This is a genomic window from Arthrobacter ulcerisalmonis, from assembly GCF_900609065.1.
Classification (GTDB): domain Bacteria; phylum Actinomycetota; class Actinomycetes; order Actinomycetales; family Micrococcaceae; genus Arthrobacter; species Arthrobacter ulcerisalmonis.
On the sequence record NZ_UXAU01000038.1, the window covers coordinates 235,912 to 260,340 of the forward strand.

Sequence of the window (24,429 nt, forward strand, 5' to 3'; positions counted from 1 at the left end):
GGTTGGCGGCTGGGATCAGCCTGCCAACCGGCCGAGGCACTACAGTATTTCCTGGCCGTCAGCGGCCCAGGACGGTCAGGCCCGGCAGGTCCTTGCCTTCAAGGTATTCCAGGCTTGCGCCACCACCGGTAGAGATGTGGCCGAACTGGTCGTCAGCGAATCCCAGCGTCCGGACTGCTGCTGCCGAGTCGCCGCCACCCACAACAGTGAAAGCAGCCGTCTCGGTGAGCGCCTTGGCGACTGCCCTGGTGCCGGCAGCGAAGGACTCGAACTCGAACACGCCCATGGGCCCGTTCCAGAAAACCGTCTTGGCGCCGGCAATCCGAGCCGCAAATGCTGCTGCGGAGTCGGGGCCAATATCCAGGCCGATGCCCTGTGCACCGAAGCTGCTCGATTCGATGGCGTCGGCGGGCACGGTTTCGAACGCTGCATCTGCGGCGAACTTCTCAGCCACGACGACGTCGGTGGGCACCACAAATTCAGTGCCCGCGTCTGCTGCCCGCTTCAGGTAGTCCTGAACCACCGGGATCTGGTCCTTCTCGAGCAGGCTGGCGGCCACATTGTGGCCGGCTGCTGCCAGGAAAGTGAACAGCATGCCGCCGCCCACCAGGATGGTGTCGGCCTTGCCCAGGAGGTTGTCAATGACAGCCAACTTGTCGGAGACTTTTGAGCCACCTAGCACCACAACATACGGGCGCTGGGTGTCGGCGGTGAGCTTGCGCAGCACCTCAACCTCGGTGTGGACAAGGTCGCCCAGGTAGGACGGCAGGAGGGTTGCAACGTCATAGACGCTGGCGTGCTTCCGGTGGACGGCGCCGAAAGCGTCATCCACATAGGCGCCGTTGGTGCCGGTCAAGGCCACGAGTTCAGCGGCGAAGGCGCCACGTTCGGCGTCGTCCTTGCTGGTTTCGCGAGCGTCGAAGCGAACGTTTTCGAGGACGAGAACAGCGCCATCCTGGAGTGCGGCTGCACTTTCCTTGGCGGAGTCACCCACGGTGTCTGCAGCCAAGGTCACGGGGAAGCCTGCCAGTTCCGCGAGGCGGTCCACGGCGGGCTTGAGCGAGAACTTGGCCTCGGGTGCACCCTTGGGGCGGCCGAGGTGGGCGGTGACGATCACACGGGCTCCGGCGTCCGTCAGCTTTGCCAGCACTGGGAGCGAGGCCTTGATGCGGCCGTCGTCAGTGACGGTAGAGCCGTCGAGCGGCACATTCAGGTCACTTCTGACAAGAATGTACCGCCCGCGGACACCTTCAGCGATCAGTTCGTTGAGGGTGTTTGAAGTCATGTGTCTAACCCTAGCCCAGCTTGGATCCGACAAGCTCCGTGAGGTCAACGAGGCGGTTTGAGTAGCCCCATTCGTTGTCATACCAGGAAACAACCTTGACCTGGTTTCCGATGACCTTGGTGAGGCCGGAGTCGAAGATCGAGGAGGAGGGGTCGCCCACGATGTCCGAGGAAACGATGGGCTCGTCCGTGTAGGTCAGGAAACCCTTCAGCTCGTCGGACTCAGCAGCGCGCTTGAGTGCGGCGTTGACTTCCTCGACAGTGGTTTCGCGGCCAACGGTGACGGTGAGGTCGGTGGCGGAACCGGTGGGCACGGGAACGCGGATGGCGTAGCCGTCCAGCTTGCCCTTGAGTTCCGGCAGGACCAGGCCGATTGCCTTGGCGGCACCGGTGGAGGTGGGGACCATGTTGATGGCGGCGGCGCGGGCGCGGCGGAGGTCGCTGTGCGGGCCGTCCTGCAGGTTCTGGTCTGCGGTGTAGGCGTGCACGGTGGTCATCAGGCCGCGTTCGATGCCGAACTCGTCGTTGATGACCTTGGCCAGCGGGCCGAGGCAGTTGGTGGTGCAGGAAGCGTTGGAGATGATGTGGTGCGTGGCGTTGTCGTACAGGCCGTGGTTCACGCCCATGACGATCGTGATGTCTTCATCGGACGCCGGGGCGGAGATGAGGACCTTCTTGGCACCGGCATCGATGTGCTTCTGTGCTGCTGCGGCCTTGGTGAAGAAGCCGGTGGACTCGATGACAATGTCGACGCCCAGCTCGCCCCAGGGAAGGTTTGCGGGATCGCGCTCGGCGAGGACCTTGATGACCTTGCCGTCGACGACGATGTTGCCGTCCTTGACCTCGACGGTCTCCTTCAGGCGGCCTCCGACGGAGTCGTACTTGAAGAGGTGTGCCAGCGCTTCGGGGCTGGTGAGGTCGTTGACAGCAACGATCTCGAGGTCTGCGCCCTGTGCGAGTGCTGCGCGGAAGTAGTTGCGGCCGATGCGGCCAAAGCCGTTAATACCAATACGGGTCGTCACGATTTTTTCAGTCTCCTTAGTGCACGAGTTGCACTACTAGTTGAGCGGGCGTTCAAGCCAACTAACAGATCCCGCACGCCATTGGGCAGAGATGATTACAGATCGGAGGGCGACCAGCCTCATTGCTGAAGGCTGACCGCCTTCCGTGACCTATCTTACGTTTATTTCGGTCCGCCCCCGCAAGTACGGCGGCGGACCGTCCACATCTCGGCCCAAACGGGCCCAATTGTGAAGTTTGTTACACGCAGATGTAACGGCAATCACTACGAGAGGGTAATGAGTCCCGTGGCGTTGGTGCGGGCGGCGTCAAAGCGCTTGGCGACGTCGGCCCAGTTGACGATGTTCCAGAAGGCCTTGACGTAGTCGGCCTTCACGTTGACGTAGTCCAGGTAGAAGGCGTGCTCCCACATGTCCAGCATCAGGAGCGGGGTGGTGCCCAGCGCCACGTTGCCCTGCTGATCGTAAAGTTGCTCGATCACCAGGTTGCCGCCAATGGGCTCGTAGGCGAGGAAGCCCCAGCCGGAACCCTGCAAGCCGAGTGCCGCAGCGGAGAACTGGGCGCGGAAAGCATCGAAGGAGCCGAAGGCGTCGTCGATCGCTGCCGCCAATTCACCCTCGGGCTTGTCCCCGCCGTCCGGCGAGAGGTTGTTCCAGAAGACTGAGTGGTTGACGTGGCCGCCGGTGTGGAACGCCAGGTCCTTCGAGAGCCGGTTGATGTTGGCGAAATCGCCCTTATCGCGGGCCTCGGCCAGCTGTGCCAGGGCGTTGTTGGCGCCAGCCACGTAGGCGGCGTGGTGCTTGCTGTGGTGCAGCTCCATGATGCGCGCAGAAATGTGCGGCTCCAGGGCTGCGTAGTCGTAGCTGAGTTCCGGCAATACGTACTCGGTCACAAAATCCTCCAATATCGTGGACGCTCGGTCCGGTTGGTAACTCTTGGATTGTGCATCCGGACGCGGTGCGTCCGGAAATCTGTGGGGTTTGGTGGTTGCGGTAAACATCCCCTCCCTTTGTGGCCAACCACGGCCAGGGTCAGGATATTTCCCGCCAGGGCTGGGATTTCAGGACAGTCTTAGTCGTCCAGCATTTCGGGAGTCACATTCGCGTCGGTTCCGGGGATGCCAAGGTCAGTGGCGCGTTTGTCGGCCATGGCGAGGAGCCGCCGGATCCGCCCGGCAATCGCGTCCTTGGTCATGATCGGGTCCGCGAGCCGGCCCAGTTCGTCCAGGCTGGCCTGCTTGTGCGCCACCCGCAGTTCGCCGGCGTACTTGAGGTGGTCGGGGACGTCGTCGCCGAGGATTTCCAGCGCCCGGTCTACCCGTGCGCCTGCAGCCACGGCCGCCTGGGCCGAGCGGCGAAGGTTGGCGTCATCAAAGTTGGCCAGCCGGTTTGCGGTAGCACGGACTTCCTTGCGCATGCGCCGCTCCTCCCACGCCATCAAGGCATCGTGGGCGCCCATCCGGGTGAGCAGCGCAGCGATGGTGTCGCCGTCGCGGATCACCACCCGGTCCACACCACGGACTTCGCGGGCTTTGGCCTGGATGTCCAGCCGGCGGGCGGCACCCACCAGAGCCAGGGCGGACTCGGGGCCCGGGCAGGTCACCTCCAGGGCTGACGATCGGCCAGGCTCGGTGAGCGAGCCGTGCACCAGGAACGCGCCCCGCCAAACTGCCTCGGCGTCGGCTGCGGAACCGTTGACGACGGCGGATGGCAGCCCGCGCACGGGCCTGCCCCGGCCGTCGAGGAGGCCTGTCTGGCGGGCCAGCGCTTCGCCGTCGCGCACCACCCGCACCACGTAGCGGCTGGCGCGCCGGAGCCCGCCGGCGGAGACCACGATGATTTCGCTCTGGTGCCCGTAGACCTCCGCAATCGCTGCGCGGAGTCGGCGCGCGGTGGAGGCCAGATCGACTTCCGCTTCGATCACGATCCGGCCCGAAATGATGTGCAGTCCACCCGCGAACCGAAGCATGGCAGAGACTTCCGCCTTGCGCACGGACGACTTTTTGATGTCCAGACGGGACAGTTCTTCCTTGACCGATGCTGTCAGTGCCATGGCACCTTCCTAACTGTTCCCAAAAATGTCTTGGTACGCCGTCGCCAGTCGCAGGGGATCGTGGACGGGCCGGCTTCCCGACGCCCCCACTTTACCCATGACCACCTCGGCGCCGATCATTGCGGCTGCATCTCGGAAGGCTGGGACGTCCACTACGGACTCTGGATCGGCCAGCACGACGTCGACTTTGAAGTCGGGTGCGTAGCGTCGCAGCACGTGCAGGTGATCGGCCGCCGTCATCCCCGAGGTTTCCTTGGTGTCCATGGCGAGGTTCATGGCCAGGCAGCGCTTGGCTGCGGTGTTGCACAGCGCCTCCCGCATCTCGGGCAGCAACAGGTGCGGCAGCACCGAGGTGTACCAGGAGCCGGGGCCAAGGATCACCCAATCCGCCAACTCGATGGCCGTCAGCGCCTCCCGACAGGCGGGGGCGTCGGCGGGCAGTAGGCGGACCTGCTCCAGTGAGCCGGCCACGGCGCAGCGAGCCTGGCCGCTCACGGTCGCCAACGCTGACTCGCCGTTGGGTGCTGTGACGCGCACTTCTCCCTCGATGGTCAGTGGCACCGTGGACATCGGCAGGACCTGGCCGCGGGCACCGAGGAGGGCGCCGGCCCAGGCCAGTCCGGCCACGGCGTCACCCAGGAGCTCCCAGAGGGTGACGATCAGCAGGTTGCCCGTGGCGTGGTTGTCCAGTGAACCGCCGGCGCCTTGGCCGGGCTGAAAGCGGTGCTGCATGACATCCCGCCAGGTGCGGCCCCAGTCGGTGTCGTCGCACAGCGCGGAGAGCGCCATCCGGAGATCGCCGGGCGGGAGGACGCCGTACTCTTCGCGCAGCCGCCCGGAGGACCCGCCGTCGTCCGCCACCGTGACGATTGCCGTCAGCTCGGAGGTGAGCAGCCGCAAGGCGGAGAGCGAAGCGGACAAGCCGTGACCGCCACCGAGCGCCACCACGTTGGGACCCTTGTCTTGCTGTGCGAAACTACTCCCCGACGCCATTGGGACCAGCGGCAAAGCCCCCGTGAAGAGCGCCATTACTCGCGGCCCAAGTCCCGGTGAGTGGTGGTCACGGTAACCCTGGGGAACTGCGCCAGTTTCTTGGAAATTTCCATCGCCACGGCCACGGAGCGGTGCTTGCCGCCTGTGCAGCCCACGGCGATCGTGGCGTAGTGCTTGTTCTCGCGACGGTAGCCATCAAGGACAGGTTCGAGGGCCATGACATACCTGTCTACGAAATTCTTGACGCCCTCGGCTTCCAGGACGTAGTCGCTGACGCCCTTGTCCAGCCCGGTGAGCGGCCGGAGCTGCGGCACCCAGTGCGGGTTGGGGATAAAGCGGACATCGGCGACGTAATTCGCGTCGACCGGCAGCCCGTATTTAAAGCCGAAGCTGGTCACGTTCAGGCGCAGCGCCACCGGACCGGTTTCGCTGAACAGTTCCGTGATGGCCGTGGCGAGGCCGTGGACGTTGTAGCCTGACGTGTCCAGCACGACGTCGGAGCTGTCGCGCAGTTCCTGCAGCAGCTCGCGTTCGGCGGCAATTCCGTCGAGGATCCGGCCGCCACCCTGCAGTGGGTGCGGCCTGCGGCCTTGTTCAAAGCGGCGGACGAGGTCGTTGTCATTGGCGTCCAGGAAGAGTACCCGGAAGGCAACGCCGCTGGCTGCCAAGGCGCCCAGGGCTGTGCGAATGTCCGTGAACAGGCCCTTGCTGCGGACATCGACTACTACCGCCAGGCGCGGGATGGACTGCGGAGCGTGCGAGACCAGGTCGGCAAGGGTTCCAAGCATCTGCGGCGGCAGGTTTTCCACCACGTACCAACCGTGGTCCTCCAAGGCGTCGGCGGCGGTGCTGCGGCCTGCGCCGGACATGCCGGTGACCACCAGGAGCTCGGCTTCCAAAGGCTTGACGGGCCGGAGGCCGTCTTCGCCGGCGCCGAAATCCGCCGTTGTCTCTGCCATGAAGTCTGCCTCATTCCTGTGATTGGCTGGGGATTCCTTTGGTGGCTGAATCCCCAGCCTTTACCCTAGCTAAGATTCGATGATTTCGCCGGTTGTCATGTTGATGGCAGGCAGCTGTTCCGCATCGGCGCCGTCTGCTGCGAAGTGCGCCACGATGGCGTTGGCCAGCGCCGGGCCGATTCCCTTGGCTTCGCCCAGTTCGGCCAGCGAGGCAGCTTTCACGCCCTTCACGGAGCCGAAGTGCGCCAGCAGCGCCTTTCGCTTTGCCGCTCCCAGTCCTGGCACGGAATCAAGGGCGGAGACCGTCATGGCCTTGCCCCGCTTTTGCCGATGGAAGGTGATGGCGAACCGGTGCGCCTCGTCACGGATCCGCTGCAGCAGGTACAGTCCCTGCGAGGTGCGGGGCAGGATCACCGGGAAGTCGCTGTCCGGCAGCCACACTTCTTCGAGCCGCTTAGCCAGGCCCACCACATACACGTCGTCGACGCCGAGGTCCGCCAGGGCGCGCGCGGCCGCGTTCACCTGCGGCTTGCCACCATCCACCACCACCAAGTTGGGTGGATAGGCAAATTTACTGCGTGGGGCCGGCGTGGTGGTGTCGGTCAGGACCTCGGCAGGTCCAGCAGGCTCAGCAGCCGCGGTATCTGGTTTCAGCACGGCGTCGGTCAGTTGCGCGGTTTTATCCTGCAGGTAGTACCTGAATCGCCTGGTGAGCACATCATGCATGGCCGCCGTGTCATCGGTAGCGGCGGCTCCCGTGATGGAGAATTTCCGGTAATCGGATTTCTTGGGCAGCCCGTCTTCCACCACCACCATGGAGGCCACCACATTGGTGCCTTGGACGTGCGAGACGTCGTAGCATTCGATCCGCATCAACGCGACAGGTATATCCAGGGCTTCCTGGAGTTCCTGCAGGGCCTGGGACCTCACGTTGATGTCCCCCGCGCGGCGGCTCTTGTGAAGTTTCAGCGCCTGTTCGGCGTTTTCCCGCACGGTGGACATCAGCGCCGCCTTGTCACCGCGCTGGGGCACCCGTACGTCCACTCTGGCGCCCCGGATCCCGGCAAGCCATTCGGTCAGCTCCCCAACGTTGCTGGGTTCAACGGGGACCAAAACTTCCCGTGGCAGCCGGCCGTGGCTGTCGCCGTCTTCGCCGTAGACCTGCTGGAGCAGGTGCTCCACCAGGTCGGGGGTGCTGAAGTCCTCCACCTTCTCCACCACCCAGCCGCGCTGGCCACGGATCCGCCCGCCGCGGACATGGAAGACCTGCACGGCCGCTTCGAGTTCGTCGTCGTGCAGCGCGAAAATATCCGCGTCGGTATCCTCGGCCAGTACCACCGCATTACGTTCAAAGACCTTGCGGAGGGCAATGATGTCATCCCGGATCCGGGCGGCGTGCTCGTAGTCGAGTTCGGCCACGGCGGCGGCCATCTTCTTCTCGAGCGACGTGATGAACCGCTTGGCCTCGCCGCCCATGAAGGAGCAGAAATCATCCGCGAGGGCACGGTGCTCTTCGGGGGTGACCCTGCCAACGCAGGGCGCCGAGCACTTGTCGATGTAGCCCAGCAGGCACGGCCGGCCGCTCGCCTCGGCGCGCTTGAAGACACCGCCGCTGCAACTGCGGACGGGAAACACTCGGAGCACGGTGTCCATGGTTTCGCGGATGGCGCCGGCCGTATAGGGGCCGAAATATCGTGTGCCTTTTCGTTTGTCACCGCGTAGCACCTGGACCCGCGGGTACTTTTCGCTGAGGGTAACCGCCAGGTACGGATACGTTTTGTCGTCCCTGAAAACCACGTTGAACCGTGGCTTGAATTCCTTGATCCACGTGAATTCGAGTTGCAGGGATTCCAGTTCACTGCCCACGACTGTCCACTCAACACTGCTGGCGGCGTGCACCATGGCATAGGTTTTAGGCAGCAGCCCGGCAGGGTTCGCGAAGTAGGAGTTCAGGCGTGAACGGAGGCTCTTGGCCTTGCCCACATAGATGACGCGGCCATGCGGGTCACGGAACCTGTAGACACCAGGATTGGTGGGAATTTCCCCCGTCTGGGGCCGATAACTTGCTGGATTTGCCACCCCACCAGTCTACTGAGGCGCACCGACACCCAACGCCACGCGGCCTGCGTGGGGGCCTACTCGGCAACCTTGCTCTGGTTGTAGCTGGCAGACCGTTCCTGGCCGCTGAGCTCGGCGATGGCGGACATGATCCGGTCCGTCACCTGCCGCCGTGCTGGCAACGAGTGGTCGGGGCCGGTCTTATCGAAGTAGAGCGGCTCGCCCACCTTCATGGTGAAGTGCTGGGGCCGGACACCCTTCTCCCCCGCACGCTGCAGGTTTTCAGTCCCGATCAGGCCCACGGGGATCACCGGTGCCCCGGTGGTCAGCGCAAGCCAACCAACGCCTGTCCGGCCGCGATAGAGGATGCCGTCCCGGGACCGGGTGCCCTCTGGGTAGATGCCGATGCCCTTGCCCGCCTCGAGGATGTCCAGGAGGGTCTTCAAGGCCTGCACGCTGGCAGCCTGCTCGCCGCGCTCCACCGGAATGGAACCCACGGATTCGAAGAAGGACTTCATGACCCGGCCCTTGACGCCACCGGTGGTGAAATATTCGGCCTTGGCAAAGAAGGCCACCGGCCGCGTCATCAGGGCCTGCACAATCACGCTGTCAAAGAACGACAGGTGGTTTGGCGCCACAATGAAGGGACCGTCCTTGGGCACATTTTCGAGCCCAATGACGGTAGGGCGGCACGAGCCGGAAATAATGGTTCGGGTGGTCCACCTGACGGCATCAAACATTTCCATCGTTGGTCACCTCGCTCATGGCTGCCGAGTGGATGGACTGCAACCGGTCGACGGCGGCAAGCAGGGCTGCGGCGTCCGGCACCACCGTGACGGCGCCGGCTTCCTCAAGTTCGCCGTCGGGCGCGAAACCCCACGCGACACCGATGCAGTCGAGGCCGTTGCCAAGGGCACCGGCAACATCCTGGGCACGATCGCCCACCATGATGGCGTGCCGGGTGTCGAGATCCGCCAGCGCGGCTGCGATGATTTCGGTCTTGCCGAGCGGAACACCCTGGGTGCTGGACTCGTTGTCAGCCGAGCCGTTGATGCTGTGGAAGTACCCATCCAGGCCGTGGTGGGCCAGGAGGACCCGCGCCAACGCCTGAGGTTTCTGGGTGGCGACGGCCACGGGGCGGGACTCCGCAGCGTATTGATCAAGGGCCTCCCGAATGCCGGGATAGACGCGGCTCTGCGCGATCCCGGTGTTCCGGTAGCGCTGCCGGTAATCGTTGATCACCGCTTCGAGCAGGTGCGCCGGGACATGTGCCACGTTCAGCAGCGCGTCGCTGAGCTTGGGGCCGATCATGGTCTGCAGCTGTTCTGGGCTGGGCACGGGAAGTCCGTGGGCCTGGAGCGCCGCAGCGATGCCGTCCGTTATCCCACCTGCCGGGTCGACAAGAGTGCCGTCCAGGTCAAAGATCACAGGCACTGTTGTTTGAGTCACCGGGATAGCTTCTCACGACCTGAGTGCTGCCCGAAACTCGCATGCCCGCACGGGAATACTTCCGGTGCGGGCATGCGGTGCTCAGCCGAGGATTTCGGCAAGGAACGTGGCCGTGTGGCTGGTGGTTGATTTGGCCACCTGCTCAGGTGTTCCGGTGGCAACGATCTGGCCGCCGCCCGAGCCGCCATCGGGGCCCAGATCAACCACCCAGTCGGCGCTCTTGATGACGTCAAGGTTGTGCTCGATGGTGATCACCGTGTTGCCCTTGTCCACCAGGCCCTGCAACACCATCAGGAGCTTGCGGATGTCCTCGAAGTGCAGGCCCGTGGTGGGCTCGTCCAGGACGTAGATGCTGCGGCCGTTGGAGCGCTTCTGCAGTTCCGCGGCGAGCTTGACGCGTTGCGCTTCGCCGCCGGAGAGGGTGGTGGCGGGCTGGCCAAGGCGCACATACCCCAGGCCAACGTCCACCAGCGTGGTCAGGTGCCGGGCAATCGGGGTGAACGCGGCGAAGAACTCGGCCCCCTCCTCGATGGGCATGTTCAGGACGTCGGCGATGGTCTTGCCCTTGTAGTGGACTTCAAGGGTTTCGCGGTTGTACCTGGCACCGTGGCAGACCTCGCAGGGCACGTAGACGTCCGGCAGGAAGTTCATTTCGATCTTCAACGTGCCGTCACCCGAGCAGGCTTCGCAGCGGCCGCCCTTGACGTTGAAGGAGAATCGACCGGGCAGGTAGCCGCGTACCTTCGCCTCGGTGGTTTCGGCGAAGAGCTTGCGGATGTTGTCAAATACGCCGGTGTAGGTGGCGGGGTTGGAACGCGGCGTCCGGCCGATGGGGCTCTGGTCAACGTGCACCACCTTGTCCAGGTGCTCCAGGCCCAGAACGCTCTTGTGCCGGCCGGCCACCTGCTTGGCGCCATTGAGCTTGTTCGCGAGGACCTTGTACAGGATCTCGTTGACCAGGGTGGACTTGCCGGAGCCGCTGACACCCGTTACCGCCGTGAACAACCCCAACGGGAAGGCTGCGTCAACGTTGATGAGGTTGTTTTCGCGGGCGCCCACCACCTTGAGTTCGCGCTTGCGATCGTACTTGCGCCGCTTTTTGGGAACCTCAATGCTCTTGCGGCCGGACAGGTAGTCACCGGTGAGCGACCTGGTGTTGGTGAGCAGGTCCTCGTAGGAACCCGAGTGGACAATTTCGCCACCGTGCTCGCCAGCGCCCGGCCCAACGTCCACAATCCAGTCGGCCACGTGGATGGTGTCCTCATCGTGTTCCACCACGATGAGCGTGTTGCCCATGTCGCGGAGCCTGGTGAGGGTGTCAATCAGGCGCCGGTTGTCCCGCTGGTGCAGCCCGATGGAGGGCTCGTCCAGCACGTACAGCACACCCACCAGGCCGGAGCCGATCTGAGTTGCGAGCCTGATGCGCTGAGCCTCGCCGCCGGAAAGCGTGGCGGACGGACGTTCCAGGTTCAGGTATTCGAGACCCACGTCCAACAGGAAGGTCAGGCGGGCCTGGATCTCCTTGAGGACCTGGTGCGCAATCTGCGCCTCGCGGCCCGTCAGCACCAGGTTGTTGAGGAACTCCGAGCATTCGCGCATGGGCATCGCGGCAACAGCGGCAATGGATTTGTCGTTGATCAGCACGGACAGGGAAGCCGGGTTCAGGCGGGCGCCGTTGCAGGCGGGGCAGGGAATCTGCCGCATGTATTCTTCGTAGCGGTCTTTGGCCCACTCTGAGTCCGTTTCACCGTGCTTGCGGTGGACGTACTGGATGGCACCTTCAAACCCGGTGCTGTACTTACGTTCGCGGCCGAACCTGTTTTTGTACTGCACCACCACTTTGTGGTCCTTGCCGTGGAGCACTGTCTGGCGGACCTCGGCGGAGAGCTTCTCCCAGGGGGTCTTCATGCTGAAACCGAGCTCGTCGGCGAGGCCTTCAAGCAGCCGGTTCCAGTATTCGGTGGTGGCGGTTCCCAAGGACCAGGGCGCAATGGCCCCTTGACCCAGGGCCAGCTCGGGGTTGGGAATGATGAGCTCCTCATCAACTTCCAACCGGGTACCAATACCGCTGCACGCGGCACAGGCGCCGAACGGATTGTTGAACGAGAAGGACCGCGGCTCGATCTCGTCGATGGCGAGGGGGTGCTCGTTGGGGCAGGCCAGGTTTTCCGAGAAGGCGCGGAGCCGCTCCGGATCCTTGGCGTCCACGTCCACGAATTCGGCGAGGACCCGGCCTTCAGCCAAACCCAATGCGGTTTCGACGGAGTCGGTGAGCCGCTGGCTGATGCCGTCCTTGACGACCAGCCGGTCCACCACCACCTCAATGGTGTGCTTGTACTGCTTGCCCAGCTTGGGCGGATCGTTGAGCTGGATGAGCTCGCCGTCCACCCGGGCCCGGGAGTAGCCCTTGGCCGTGAGCTCCTTGAAGAGTTCGACGAACTCGCCCTTACGGGCGCGGACCACGGGAGCCAGGATCTGGAAGCGGGTGCCTTCAGCCAGTTCCAGAAGCTGGTCCACGATCTGCTGCGGGGTCTGCTTGATGACCGGCTCGCCACAGACGGGGCAGTGCGGCCGTCCTACACGGGCCCACAGGAGGCGCATGTAGTCGTAAATCTCGGTGATGGTGCCCACCGTGGACCGGGGATTCTTGCTGGTGGACTTCTGATCGATGGACACCGCCGGCGACAGGCCTTCAATGAAGTCGACGTCCGGCTTGTCTACCTGGCCGAGGAACTGGCGTGCGTAGGCGGACAGCGACTCGACGTAGCGGCGTTGGCCTTCGGCAAAAATGGTGTCGAACGCGAGCGAGGACTTCCCCGAACCGGACAGGCCGGTGAAGACGATCATGGCATCGCGGGGCAGGTCCAGGTCCACGTTGCGCAGGTTGTGTTCCCTGGCGCCCTTGACTACAAGGCGGGACAGGTCCGGCCGCTGCACTCCGCTGCCAGGTTGCGCACTGGCAGGCGAATTTCGCTGGGGCACGACGGCGGTACTCGCCGTGGGTGCGGCACTGCCAACGCCGTTGGCGGGCTCGGAGTGGACGGGGGATTCGTCAGCTAAGGCTTTAGGCACTTATCCATGCTAATCGAAAACTTCTTCGAATATCCACGCGGCTCCCCCGTCAGTCCGCGTCGTAGGCTGCGGCCAGCAGCTTTACCGCTTCGGCGAAGGAGGCGCCCTGGGCTTTGGCTGCCGAGGAGTACTCAGCGGCAGCGGCAGAAAGGCTGCCGAGGCGGGTTTCCGGGGCGCATACCACCGTTCCGTTTCGTCCCCTGGTGGCCACCACGCCTGCCGCTTCGAGTTCTTTGTAGGCCCTGGCGACGGTATGCGGGGCAACAGCCAGCGTTTCGGCGAGGGCCCTGACTGCGGGCAGCCGAGCACCGGGAACCAAGGTTCCGTGGTCGACGGCGTGGATGACCTGAAGCCGGAGCTGATCGAATAAGGCCACGGTACTGCCCTGGTTGGGCCGCCACGTGCCGGGGAATTCTGCGGCCTTGGCGTTCATCGGCCGGCCTCTGAGAAACCCTGCTCTGCTGACTCCACAGCAGGTGCGGGAAATTGGGCGCGGTAGAGGCTCGCATAGGAGCCGCTCGCCGCCAATAAACTCTGGTGCGTGCCCTGCTCCACGATGCGTCCTTGTTCCATGACGAGAATTAGATCAGCGTTCCGCACGGTGGCCAAACGGTGCGCAATGACAATACTGGTCCGGCCGTGGAGCAGGCCCCTCATGGCATGCCGGAGGAGCAGTTCCGTGCGGGAGTCCACCGAGCTGGTGGCCTCGTCGAGGATCAGGATGGACCGGTCCGCCAGTTGTGCCCTGGCGATGGCGACGAGTTGGCGTTGGCCCTTGCTCAGCGGTTCGCCGCCATCGTCCAGGACGGTGTCGTACCCCGCGGGCAGGGCCCGGACAAAGTGGTCCACGTACGCTGCCTCGGCGGCAGCAACAATGTCCTCCTCGCTGGCACCAAGCCGTCCGTAGCCAATGTTTTCCCTGATGGTGCCGCCAAAAAGCCAAGCATCCTGCAGCACCACGCCGAAACGGGTCCGGAGCGAGTCCCGCCCCATGTCTGCGATGTCTGTGTCACCCAGGCGGATCTGTCCCGTGTTTGGCTCGCAGAACCGCAACAGCAGGTTGACCAGCGTTGTCTTGCCCGCACCCGTGTGCCCCACGATCGCTACGTTTTGGCCTGGTTTTACGGTGAAGGAGATGCCCTGAACAGCGGGCGCGGCATCCGGATAGCTGAAGGTGACGTCGTCGAACACGATGCTGCCGGCGGGGGCGGCTGAGTGCTGACCGGGGGCTGGGGCGGCGGGCTGGTGACCGGCGTCGTCCGGCCCTGCGGCATCCCCGGCGACAGGACTGTCCGTGGCCTCCTCCTCCTCAGCATCGAGGAGGTCGAAGACGCGGGCAGCCGACGCCGCGCAGGACTGGATGAGGTTGAGGAGCCCGCCGATCTGGCCCACCGGCTGGGTGAACAGCCTGCTGAACTGGATGAAAGCCTGGATCCCGCCGATGCTCATGCTGCCGGCGAGGACTTGACGGGCGCCAACCACCGCCACCGCCACGTAGTTCAGGTTGGACACCAGTATCAGGAGCGGCTGGACCATTCCGGAGGAGAATTGCGCCCGGGTGGCGGCCTTGGCAAGGCGGGCGTTGCTGGCGTTGAAGGTCTGCGCTGCCTGTTCCTGGTAGCCAAAAGCCTTGATCACCTCGTGGCCGGTAATGAACTCTTCGGCGTGTCCGTTCAGTTCCCCGGTTTCCCGCCACTGCCGTGCGAACTGCTCCTGCGACCGCCTGGCCACCAGGACGGTGATCAGGGTGGACACCGGAATCGACACCACAGCGATCAAGGCAAGGAGGGGTGAGATCCAGATCATCATGGCCAATGAACCCAGCAGCAGCAGGACCGAGGTGATGAGCTGGGTCAGCAGCTGGTTGAGTGCCTGGGCAATGTTGTCGATGTCGTTGGTGGCCCGACTCAGGACATCACCGCGGGATCGTTCGGTGAAGTAGCCGGCCGGCAGCCGTTGCAGTTTGCCTGCCACCTGTTCACGCAGGCTGTACATCACGCCTTGCACCGAACGGGCGGTCAACGCACCCTGGATCCAGTTGAACAGCGAGGCAAAAACGTACATGCCTGCCACGACGGCGAGCAGGCTCCCCAGTGCGCGGATATCGAGCCGGCCGCTGCCCACGCCGGCAACCACGACGTCGGTCGCGTCGCCCAGGATTTTCGGCGCCACCACGTTGAAGGCAGCGAAGCCGCAGGTAGCAAGCACCGCGCCCACCATTTTTCGCCGGAACGGCTGCAACTGGCCGAGCAGTCTGCCGGCGGTGGGCCAGAAGCCCGGGCCCTCTCCCCCGGTGGAGGCAACTGCCGTCACGGCTGACCCTCCAGTGCCAGCTGCGATTCAGCGATCTCCCGATACGTCTGCGAGGTGGCGAGAAGTTCCTGGTGCGTGCCCTGGGCGACGAGGCGGCCGCCGTCGAGCACCAGGATCAGGTCTGCCGATTCGACGGTGCTGATCCGCTCGGCCACCACAACGACGGTTGCGTCGGCAAGTTCGATATCCAGGGCTGCCCGGAGCCGGGTGTCCGTTTCGTAGTCCAGCGCGGAGAAGCTGTCATCGAACAGATACAAGGGTGCCTCGCGAAGCAGTGCCCGGGCGATGCAGAGCCGCTGCCGCTGGCCGCCGGAGAAGTTGGAGCCGCCCTGGCCAAGGGGCGTCGCCAGGCCCAGCGGCAGGTCGCGCATGAACCGCATGGCCTGGGCCGTCTCCAACGCCGCCCACAGCTGGTCGTCGCTGGCATCCGGGGCGGCAACGCGGAGGTTCTGGGCGATGGTGCCTGAGAACAGGTGTGAATGCTGCGGGACAATCGACATGGCCCGGCGAAGATCAGCCACCGGAAGGTCAGCCGTTCCGACGCCACCCAGGCTGATTCGGCCTTCAGTGAGGTCCAGGAACCGGGGAAACAGGTTCAGCAGCGTCGTCTTGCCACTGCCGGTAGCGCCCAAGATGGCTACGGTGCTGCCACCAGCCGCTGTGAACGAAATCCCTGCCAACACCGGCTCCTCAGCGCCCGGATAGGAGAACGAGACGTCGTCGAAAGCAACAGCCACTGCCCGGCGGTGATGCAAAGGCTCGGCAGCGGGCGGGTCTGCTGCAGGAGGGCCAGTTGCGGGCGGATCGGCGACGGCCTGTACGGTCTCGGCGTGTGCGGTGTCCAGGATTTCGGTGATGCGTTCGGCGCACACGGCTGCCCGGGGCGCCGTCATGACCACGTACATAGCCATCATGATGGCCAGCAGGATCTGCAGGATGTACGAGATGAAGGCGGTCAGGGCGCCCAGTTCCATGTGGTCGGCCAGGATCCGCTGACCACCGAACCAGACAACCGCAACGGAGGACAGGTTGACCACCAGCATCAGTAACGGCAACATTCCTGCAACCAGCAACGCTGACTGCAGGTTGTTAGCGGTGAGCCGATTGTTCACCACCGCGAATCGGCGGACTTCGTGGTCTTGGCGCACCAGGGATCGGATGGCCAAGGTGCCAATGATCTGCTCGCGGAGAATGCCGCCGGCGCGGTCCAGCAGCCCTTGGCCCTCACGGTACAGCGGGATAAGCCGACGAACGATCAGGATCAGGATGAGCGCCAGGATGGGGACGATGGTGATAACCACCGTAGAAAGGCCCACGTCCTGCCTGACGGCAAGAATCACGCCGCCTATCCCCATGGCTGGGGCTGCCAAAAGCATGGTGAAAACCAGCAGCGAAAAGCCCTGGATCTGCGCGGTATCGTTAGTGGCCCTGGTGCTGAGGCTTTGCGTTCCAAAGAAGGCCACGTCCTGGGTGGACAGCCGTTGGATCCGGTTGAAAACCAGGGAGCGGAGTTCCCTGCCCAGGCGCATCGCCAAGACCGCGCCCAGGTAGCCGGCGCAGATCGCTGCGCCCGCTTGGACGGCGGCCACCACTGTCATCAGGAGGCCAAGGCGGGCGATGACGTCGATGTTGCCGGCTACGATGCCGTCATCAATGATCTCGGCATTGATGGTGGGCAACAGGAGGGTGGCGCCCGACTGCACGAACTGGAGGACCACGAGTGCCGCCAAGGAAACTCCGTTGCCCCGCAACAAGCGCCTCAGCAACGCAATCAGCAACGAACCTCCAGAGCCAGACCAGGAACTACTGTCTCTGGGCTGCACCCCAGTGACCACCTCGTCATTGTAGGGCACATCACATTCAGCAGCTGTCACATCGCGTGACTGGGCCTGTCGAAGCCGGACTCAGGACCGTTTCTGTCCTACGGCGAAGAGCCGCCGGAAAGGGAAGACCGTTCCGTGCTGCCCTGCCGGGTAGGCCTTGGCCAGCAGCGCCGCGTACTCGGCTTCGAACAGGCTGAAATCCGCAGCCGATAGTGCCGCCATGACAGGACGCAGCGCGGTGCCCCGTACCCATTCGAGCACGGGGTCCGGGCCGGCAAGCACCTGCTGGTAGCTGGTCTCCCACGCATCGGCGCTGAAGCCCGCGTCCAACAGGAGGTTCAGGTAGTCCGCCGGTTCGCCCACCGACTCGTCACCGCGGAGCACACCAGCCAGTTTGGTCGACCATGCCGCAGAGGAAGCCAAGTCCCGCATCAGCGCGTGCGACGGTGCGGTGAAATTACCTGGGACCTGCATGGCGAACCAGGCACCGGGCCGTAAACCTGCCAACCAGCCTGGTATCAGGTCCCGGTGGTTCGGCACCCACTGCAGGGCGGCGTTGGTCACCACCACGTCCGTGTCGGCAGCAGGGTGCCACGTGGCGATGTCTGCCTGTTCAAACGTGAGGCGGCCATTGGCCGGTTCGAGGCGTGCGGCCGTGGCCAGCATCTGCGCTGAGGAATCCAGGCCCACCACCGCCGCGTCGGGCCAGCGGGCGGCGAGGGTGGCGGTCAGGTTCCCCGGCCCACAGCCCAGATCCACCACCAGGCCCGGAGCCTGCGCACCCACCCTCCCGGTGAGGTCAAAGAACGGCCGGTCCCGGTAGTCACCAAACTGCACGTACTTCGTTGGGTCCCACTTCATGTCCGCCTCCTGTGCGCGCTGCCGCCGGAACCTTCCGCCCGGGTCATTCCCCGCCTGCGCCGAGCCTACCCGGGGAACAGCGGGCGCCAGGGCAGTAAGCTGGAAATCAATGAAACTCGTTGACCAGCTGACTGAACTTTCCGCCCTCAACCCGGCTACCGCCGTCGACCCCGACCTCCTCTACACCCGCTTCGGTGAGTGGACGGAAAGCCGCGGCCTGTCGCTCTATCCGGCGCAGGACGAGGCAATCATGGAGCTGGCCACCGGCGCCAACGTCATCCTGGCCACGCCAACGGGTTCCGGTAAGTCCTTGGTGGCAATTGCCGCGCACTTCCAAGCCATGGCCCACGGCCGCCGCAGCTATTACACCGCCCCCATCAAGGCGCTGGTGTCGGAGAAGTTCTTCGCCCTGTGCGAGATTTTCGGCGCGGAAAACGTGGGCATGATCACCGGCGACTCGGGCGTCAACCAGGACGCCCCGATCATCTGCTGCACCGCCGAAATTCTGGCCAACGTGGCGCTCCGCGAAGGCACCGACGCGGAGCTCGGCACCGTGATCATGGACGAGTTCCACTTCTACTCGGATCCGCAACGCGGGTGGGCCTGGCAAGTTCCGCTGCTCGAACTTCCGCAGGCCCAGTTCCTCCTGATGTCCGCCACCCTGGGCGACGTGGCCCGATTCGAGACCGGCCTGACGGACCTCACCGGCCGCCCCACCACCACCGTGAGCTCGGCCGAGCGGCCCATTCCGCTGCATTACTACTACCACGAGACCCCCGTCCACGAGACGCTCGAGGAACTCCTGGCCACCCGCCAAGTTCCTGTTTACGTGGTGCATTTCAGCCAGATCGAGGCCATCGACCGGGCGCAGACGCTGATGAGCATCAACGTCTGCAGCCGGGAAGAAAAGGACAAGATCGCCGAGTTGATCGCTGGCTTCCGCTTCGCGGCAGGGTTCGGCAAGACCCTGAACCGGCTGGTACGGCACGGCATCGGCGTCCACCATGCGGGCATGCTGCCCAAATACCGCCGCCTCGTGGAGCAGCTGGCCCAGGCTGGACTGCTGAAAGTGATCTGTGGGACGGACACGCTGGGCGTCGGCATCAACGTGCCCATCCGCACCGTCCTGCTCACCGCTTTGAGCAAGTACGACGGTGTCCGCACCAGGCCGCTCAACTCTCGGGAGTTCCACCAAATCGCAGGCCGGGCCGGCCGGGCGGGCTACGACACCGCAGGGACCGTGGTGGTGCAGGCACCGGAACACGTCATCGAAAACGTCAAGGCCATGGCGAAAGCCACGGCCAAGTTCGGCGACGACCAGAAGAAGCTGCGCCAAGTGGTCAAGAAGAAGCCGCCAGAGGGCTTCGTGTCGTGGGGCGAGCCCACGTTCAAGCGACTGGTCGAATCCATCCCGGATCCGTTGAGCTCAAGCTTCACCGTGACCCACTCCATGCTGATGAACCTGATGGAGCGCCCCGGCGATCCATTTGCCGCTGCCCGCCGCCTCCTCACCGAAAATCACGAGCCGCGCGTGTCGCAGCTACGGCTCATGCGGAGCGCCCTCGGGATCTACCGCGAGCTTTTGGCAGCCGAGGTCATCGAGCGGATTCCGGCAGACGAACAGGGCCCTGACGGCCGCACCGTGCGCTTGACCGTGCACCTGCAGGCCAATTTCGCCCTGAATCAGCCACTCTCGCCCTTCGCCCTGGCGGCGCTGGAGCTCCTGGATCCGGAGTCGCCGTCGTACGCCCTGGATGTGGTGTCGGTGATCGAATCGACCCTGGAGAAGCCGCGGCAGATCCTGTCCGCGCAGCAGAAAAAGGCCCGCGGCGAGGCGGTGGCAGCGATGAAGGCCGACGGCATCGAGTACGACCAGCGGATGGCCCTGCTGGACGCCGTCACCTACCCGCAGCCGCTCGCCGACATCCTCGGTGAAGCGTTCGAGGTGTACCGCAAGGCAGCCCCGTGGGTGGGCGACTTCGAGCTGGCCCCCAAGTCGATTGTCCGGGACATGTACGAACGGGCCATGAACTTTGGTGAGTTTGTCCAGTTCTACAGCCTGGCGCGCTCCGAAGGCATCGTGCTCAGGTACCTGTCCGACGCCTTCAAGGCCCTGCGGCAGACCGTCCCGCAGGACATGCTCCGGGAGGACCTGGAAGACCTGATGGCGTGGCTGGGTGAGATGGTGCGCCAGGTGGACTCGAGCCTCCTGGACGAATGGGAGGAGCTCACCTCCGGTGACACGCTCACTCCGCACGATGCGCCCCCGCCGCCGCCACCGCTGCTGACCGCCAACATCCGGGCGTTCCGCGTGATGGTCCGCAACGAGATGTTCAGGCGCGTGGAACTTTTCGCCGACGAGGACGCCCAGGCGTTGGGCCAGCTCGACGGCGGCGCAGGCTGGGATTCGGAGCGCTGGGAAGATGCGCTGGACGACTACTTCGACGAACACGACGACATCGGCACCGGACCTGATGCCCGCGGCCCCGGCCTGCTCATCATCACCGAAGAACCGGGAAGCTGGAAGGTGCGGCAGATCTTCGAGGACCCCGCCGGCAACCACGACTGGGGCATTTCCGCCACCGTTGACCTGGCCGCCTCTGATGAGTCCGGCACCGCAGTGGTCACCGTGACTGACGTCAACCGGCTGTAGCTGTTGCCCGGGGCGCCGGCGGTAACGCAGCGCGGCGGCCCGGCTGGCGGTGGCCCAGCTGGTGGCTGCGCCCGCCGACGGTAAGCTCGGAATCATGAGTGTTATTCGCCCCGCCACTGCAGCCGACGTACCAACAATCCTCAGGATGATCCACGAGCTGGCCCACTACGAGAAGGAACCGGACGCGGTCCGGAACACCCCGGAGATGCTGCACGCAGCGTTGTTCGGCCCCGAGCCGCGCGTGTTTGCCACCATGGCCGAAAACGGTGCTGGCGACGTGCAGGGTTTCGCGCTCTGGTTCTTGAACTACTCCACCTGGGAGGGCGTGCACGGGATCTACCTCGAAGATCTTTACGTCAGCCCGGACGCCCGCGGCGAGGGCCACGGCAAGGCACTCTTGCAGCACCTCGCCGGTGAGGCAGTAGCCAAGGGGTACGCCCGGGTCGAGTGGAGCGTCCTGGACTGGAACGAACCGTCCATCAATTTCTACCGCAGCCTGGGCGCGGCGCCGATGGATGGCTGGTCCACGTTCCGCCTCACCGGGGAACCGCTGGCACAGTTCGGTGCCACCGTGTCCGGGAGCCAGCTTGATGGAGCCGCGCGTGCTTGAGTCGGCCGGACCTACAGGGAGTACCAGTCACACAGTGGGTGCCAGCCACGAGTTCCGCGGCCTGCGCAGCACTGAACATCGCTTCACTGTTCCCCTTGACCACGCAGCCGCGGGTAGCGGAGCGTCGGGCAGCCAAGAGGCTGAGTCCATCACCGTGTTCGCCCGCGAATACGTGTCCACGGCACACTCCGCAGAGGCAGCTGCCGAGCTGCCCTGGCTGCTGTTCCTGCAGGGTGGACCCGGCGGTCGCGGAAACCGGCTCACCTCCTTGGGCGGCTGGAGCAAGGCTGCCGCCCAGGACTTCAGGATCCTCATGCTTGACCAGCGGGGCACCGGGCTCTCGGCGCCGATCGACCGCAGCACCCTCGCACGGCGCGGCGATGCAGCGGCCCAAGCCCGCTACCTGGAGCACTTTCGCGCCGATTCCATCGTGGCGGACGCCGAACTGATCCGCGGCGCGCTGGGTTCGCCGGCGTGGAGCATCTTCGGCCAAAGCTACGGCGGCTTCTGTGCGCTGACGTACCTGTCTTTTGCCCCGGAAGGAATCCGCGAGGTCCTCATCACCGGTGGCCTGGCACCCTTGTCAGCGCCTGCGGACGACGTCTACCGCGCCACCTTTCAGCGGGTGGAAACGCGTAACGCCGAGTACTTTGGCTGGTACCCGGAGGACCGGCACACCGTGGAGCGGATTGCCCAGCACCTCCGCAGCAACCCCACCGTGTTGCCGGACGGCAGCCCGCTCACGGTGGAACGGTTCCAGATGGTGGGCTCCTTCCTGGGCGGGAACACCCGGATCAACGGGCTCCACTACCTGCTGGAGGACGCCTTTTCCACGGCCGACGACGGCGGCATGCTGTCCGACGTGTTCCTCGAGCAGGTGCAGGGCCTGGTGAGCCGTAGGGCCAATCCGCTCTACGCCCTAGTGCATGAGTCCATCTACGGCCAAGGGAGTGCCACCGAGTGGGCTGCGTGGCGGGTGCTGGCAGAGTACCCGCAGTTCAGTCCGGACGCCGCTCCCCTGCTGCTCACCGGCGAGATGGTCTACCCGTGGTACTTCGAACAGGACCCTGCCCTCCTGCCGCTCCGGGAGGTGGCCGACCTGTTGGCGCAGAAGGCCGACTGGCAGCCGCTCTACAGCCTGGAGCAGTTGGCAGCCAATACGGTGCCGGCAGCAGCTGCGGTCTACGCCGATGACATCTATGTGGATCGGGAACTCTCCCTGGCCACTGCGGCGGCGGTGCGTGGCTTGCAGGCCTGGGAGACCAGCGACTTCCACCACGACGGCATCGCCGACGACGGTGAGGCCATCTTTGGCCGCCTGCTGGGAATGGTGCGCTCGGCACAGGATTGAGCGCCGCCGTCGTGCATTAAAAAAGCATCGATCCCTGCCACCCCCACGCGGCCGGGATCGATGCTTTTTAGGTTTCCTTGGATAAGGACGCTGAGAGGTTAGTCTGCGGCGTTGTGCGTCTTCCGCTCGTCGTCCACCAGGCGCTCGTCAATGTGTGCTTCCTTCGCCTTGGAGCTCAGCAAGCTGGCAATCACGGCGACGATGATGGTCCCCACAATGACGGCGAGGGAAACGAAGGTGGGGATTTCCGGGGCCCATTCAATGTGCTGGCCGCCATTGATGAACGGAAGTTCGTTCACGTGCATGGCGTGCAGGACCAGCTTGACGCCGATGAACGCCAGGATGAAGGACAGGGCGTGCTTGAGGTAGATCAACCGGTTCATCAGTCCACCGAGCAGGAAGTACAGCTGACGGAGACCCATCAGGGCAAACAGGTTGGCGGTGAAGACGATGAACGGGCTCTGCGTGAGTCCGAAGATCGCGGGGATGGAATCCACGGCAAACAGCAGGTCGGTCAGGCCGATGGTGACGAAGACGATCAGCATCGGGGTGAAAACGCGCTTGCCGTTGACGGTGGTGCGCAGCTTGCCTTCGTCGAACTTCTCCGACATGGGGATGATCTTGCGGATCCGGGCGATGAGGGGGTTTTCCTTGTCCTCCTCGTCTTCGCCTTCATCCTGGGCCTGCTTCCAGGCTGTCCAGAGCAGGAAGGCGCCGAAGATGTAGAACACCCAGCTGAACTGTTCGATCACAATGGCGCCGAGGAGGATGAAGATGCCGCGCAGGATCAGGGCGATGATGATGCCCACCATCAGCACCTCTTGCTGATACTTCCGGGGAACGGAGAACCTGGCCATGATGATGATGAAGACAAAGAGGTTGTCGATGCTGAGGCTGTACTCAGTGACCCAGCCGGCCACGAATTGGCCACCATATTCTGGGCCGGTGAAGTAGAACATGGCGCCAGCAAAGACTAATGCCAGGCCAACATAGAACGCCACCCACAGGCCAGCTTCCTTCATGGACGGCTCATGCGGGCGCCGCACAACAAGGAGGAGGTCTATCAGGAGGATCAGGCCGAGGACGACGAGGGAGCCGACCTCAAACCACACGGGTAGTTCGAGCACAGGGAGGACCTTTCGAGGGTGCAAAGAATCGAGATAAGTCTCTCCGGCGCGCCTGTGCACTTGGTGCTGATGTGGCGGCCCGCTACGCCCGGCAAGGCGACTATGCCTTACGTGTTGACGATCGTAGCGCTTGGGATACTCCCCTACGTGGGCCTCATCATATCGCACACTTTTCCGGCCTGCCCCTTACTCGCCGGTACGTGACTTTCGGCCCTGTCCTGCGACCACCTGGTGGACAAATCTAGGACCAGGAAACTATCAAAGGACACGACCAACATGCTCATGAAACACGGCTCACCCGTTAAAAGGATTATCGTCGGCGTGGACGGTTCGGCTTCATCGGTGGAGGCGCTTCGGCAGGCGCAACGCCTCGCTGTGCCATCAGGTGCAAAAATTCTGGCGACGACATACTGGGACTACCCTCAGATTCACGATGGGTACCTGGCCATGGGCATTGATGGCTTCGAGGAAAGCGCCAAAAATATTCTCACCGAAGCACTCCATGAGGCTTTTGGGTCTGATGTCCCTCGCAATGTAGTACCCAAGCTTGTCAGGTGTCATCCACGCGAGGGTCTGATCGAAGCCACCCGGGATGCAGACATTCTTGTTGTTGGACGGCGAGGCCAAGGCGCGTTCGGCATTTTGCTCGGTTCCATCAGCTCAGCCTGCGTGGCCCACTCCCATTGTCCCGTTCTGGTCGTCCACGAATTACCAAAGCCCAGAGCTCATACGCAAGAAAAGGATGAGGCAGTCATTGAGCCAAGAAAGGATCTGTAGCGGCGATCCACTCTTGTGCTGACTCGG

Annotated in this window: 19 protein-coding genes; 4 read left to right on the forward strand and 15 right to left on the reverse strand. The window is 64.2% G+C overall.

Features of this window, described 5'->3' with window-relative positions; genetic code table 11:
- Positions 1–58 precede the first annotated feature (58 nt).
- The 14 genes from PSET11_RS14045 to PSET11_RS14110 all read right to left on the reverse strand — a co-directional run bounded on the left by PSET11_RS14045 (position 59) and on the right by PSET11_RS14110 (position 17,884).
- The gene (locus PSET11_RS14045) at positions 59–1,285 is read right to left on the reverse strand and encodes a phosphoglycerate kinase (protein ID WP_124092935.1); all 1,227 of its coding nucleotides are present in this window, start codon (positions 1,283–1,285) and stop codon (positions 59–61) included.
- Positions 1,286–1,295: 10 nt separating this feature from the next.
- Positions 1,296–2,306 carry a type I glyceraldehyde-3-phosphate dehydrogenase gene (gene gap / locus PSET11_RS14050; protein ID WP_124092936.1) on the reverse strand — a complete coding sequence of 337 codons (1,011 nt, stop codon included), beginning with the start codon at positions 2,304–2,306 and terminating at the stop codon, positions 1,296–1,298.
- A gap of 263 nt (positions 2,307–2,569) precedes the next feature.
- Complete coding sequence (locus PSET11_RS14055) at positions 2,570–3,196, reverse strand: superoxide dismutase (RefSeq protein WP_124092937.1); 627 nt, start codon at positions 3,194–3,196, stop codon at positions 2,570–2,572.
- A 179-nt stretch (positions 3,197–3,375) separates the two neighbouring features.
- On the reverse strand, positions 3,376–4,356 hold the full coding sequence (gene whiA, locus PSET11_RS14060; RefSeq protein ID WP_124092938.1) for a DNA-binding protein WhiA: 981 nt from the start codon (positions 4,354–4,356) through the stop codon (positions 3,376–3,378).
- A gap of 9 nt (positions 4,357–4,365) precedes the next feature.
- Positions 4,366–5,385: a gluconeogenesis factor YvcK family protein gene (locus PSET11_RS14065; RefSeq protein ID WP_124092939.1), complete on the reverse strand. Its 1,020-nt coding sequence runs from the start codon at positions 5,383–5,385 to the stop codon at positions 4,366–4,368.
- Entirely contained in the window at positions 5,385–6,308 is a 924-nt protein-coding gene (gene rapZ / locus PSET11_RS14070; protein ID WP_124092940.1) for an RNase adapter RapZ, read from the reverse strand. Before rapZ ends, PSET11_RS14065 begins: the two co-directional genes overlap by 1 nt.
- Before the next feature lie 69 nt (positions 6,309–6,377).
- Complete coding sequence (uvrC, locus tag PSET11_RS14075; RefSeq protein ID WP_124092941.1) at positions 6,378–8,387, reverse strand: excinuclease ABC subunit UvrC; 2,010 nt, start codon at positions 8,385–8,387, stop codon at positions 6,378–6,380.
- 56 nt (positions 8,388–8,443) lie between these two features.
- Positions 8,444–9,112 carry a lysophospholipid acyltransferase family protein gene (locus tag PSET11_RS14080; protein WP_124092942.1) on the reverse strand — a complete coding sequence of 223 codons (669 nt, stop codon included), beginning with the start codon at positions 9,110–9,112 and terminating at the stop codon, positions 8,444–8,446.
- Complete coding sequence (locus PSET11_RS14085) at positions 9,099–9,815, reverse strand: HAD hydrolase-like protein (protein ID WP_124092943.1); 717 nt, start codon at positions 9,813–9,815, stop codon at positions 9,099–9,101. The genes PSET11_RS14080 and PSET11_RS14085 overlap by 14 nt, the downstream gene beginning before the upstream one ends.
- 81 nt (positions 9,816–9,896) lie before the next feature.
- Positions 9,897–12,887: an excinuclease ABC subunit UvrA gene (gene uvrA / locus PSET11_RS14090; protein ID WP_377946819.1), complete on the reverse strand. Its 2,991-nt coding sequence runs from the start codon at positions 12,885–12,887 to the stop codon at positions 9,897–9,899.
- A gap of 49 nt (positions 12,888–12,936) precedes the next feature.
- Positions 12,937–13,320 carry a GntR family transcriptional regulator gene (locus tag PSET11_RS14095; protein ID WP_124092944.1) on the reverse strand — a complete coding sequence of 128 codons (384 nt, stop codon included), beginning with the start codon at positions 13,318–13,320 and terminating at the stop codon, positions 12,937–12,939.
- On the reverse strand, positions 13,317–15,200 hold the full coding sequence (locus PSET11_RS14100; protein WP_377946823.1) for an ABC transporter ATP-binding protein: 1,884 nt from the start codon (positions 15,198–15,200) through the stop codon (positions 13,317–13,319). The genes PSET11_RS14095 and PSET11_RS14100 overlap by 4 nt, the downstream gene beginning before the upstream one ends.
- A complete protein-coding gene (locus PSET11_RS14105; protein WP_124092945.1) occupies positions 15,197–16,978 on the reverse strand; it encodes an ABC transporter ATP-binding protein in 1,782 nt (593 codons plus the stop codon). Before PSET11_RS14105 ends, PSET11_RS14100 begins: the two co-directional genes overlap by 4 nt.
- A 126-nt stretch (positions 16,979–17,104) precedes the next feature.
- Positions 17,105–17,884, reverse strand: coding sequence for a trans-aconitate 2-methyltransferase (locus PSET11_RS14110; protein WP_124092946.1), 780 nt, complete (start codon positions 17,882–17,884; stop codon positions 17,105–17,107).
- Between the two features lie 109 nt (positions 17,885–17,993).
- On the opposite strand from PSET11_RS14110, the gene PSET11_RS14115 reads away from it, so the two are divergent.
- The 3 genes from PSET11_RS14115 (at position 17,994) to PSET11_RS14125 (ending at position 22,498) form a co-directional block, all read left to right on the forward strand.
- Positions 17,994–20,537, forward strand: coding sequence for a DEAD/DEAH box helicase (locus PSET11_RS14115; RefSeq protein WP_124092947.1), 2,544 nt, complete (start codon positions 17,994–17,996; stop codon positions 20,535–20,537).
- 94 nt (positions 20,538–20,631) lie between these two features.
- On the forward strand, positions 20,632–21,147 hold the full coding sequence (locus PSET11_RS14120; RefSeq protein WP_124092948.1) for a GNAT family N-acetyltransferase: 516 nt from the start codon (positions 20,632–20,634) through the stop codon (positions 21,145–21,147).
- Positions 21,128–22,498: an alpha/beta fold hydrolase gene (locus tag PSET11_RS14125; protein ID WP_124093042.1), complete on the forward strand. Its 1,371-nt coding sequence runs from the start codon at positions 21,128–21,130 to the stop codon at positions 22,496–22,498. The genes PSET11_RS14120 and PSET11_RS14125 overlap by 20 nt, the downstream gene beginning before the upstream one ends.
- A 98-nt stretch (positions 22,499–22,596) precedes the next feature.
- On the opposite strand, the gene PSET11_RS14130 is transcribed toward PSET11_RS14125, so the two are convergent.
- Complete coding sequence (locus PSET11_RS14130; protein WP_124092949.1) at positions 22,597–23,625, reverse strand: TerC family protein; 1,029 nt, start codon at positions 23,623–23,625, stop codon at positions 22,597–22,599.
- A gap of 282 nt (positions 23,626–23,907) precedes the next feature.
- Between PSET11_RS14130 and PSET11_RS14135 the strand changes: the two genes are divergently transcribed.
- Positions 23,908–24,402 (forward strand): universal stress protein, encoded by a 495-nt coding sequence (locus PSET11_RS14135; protein ID WP_377946860.1) that lies wholly within the window; start codon positions 23,908–23,910, stop codon positions 24,400–24,402.
- The last annotated feature ends 27 nt before the right edge of the window (positions 24,403–24,429 follow it).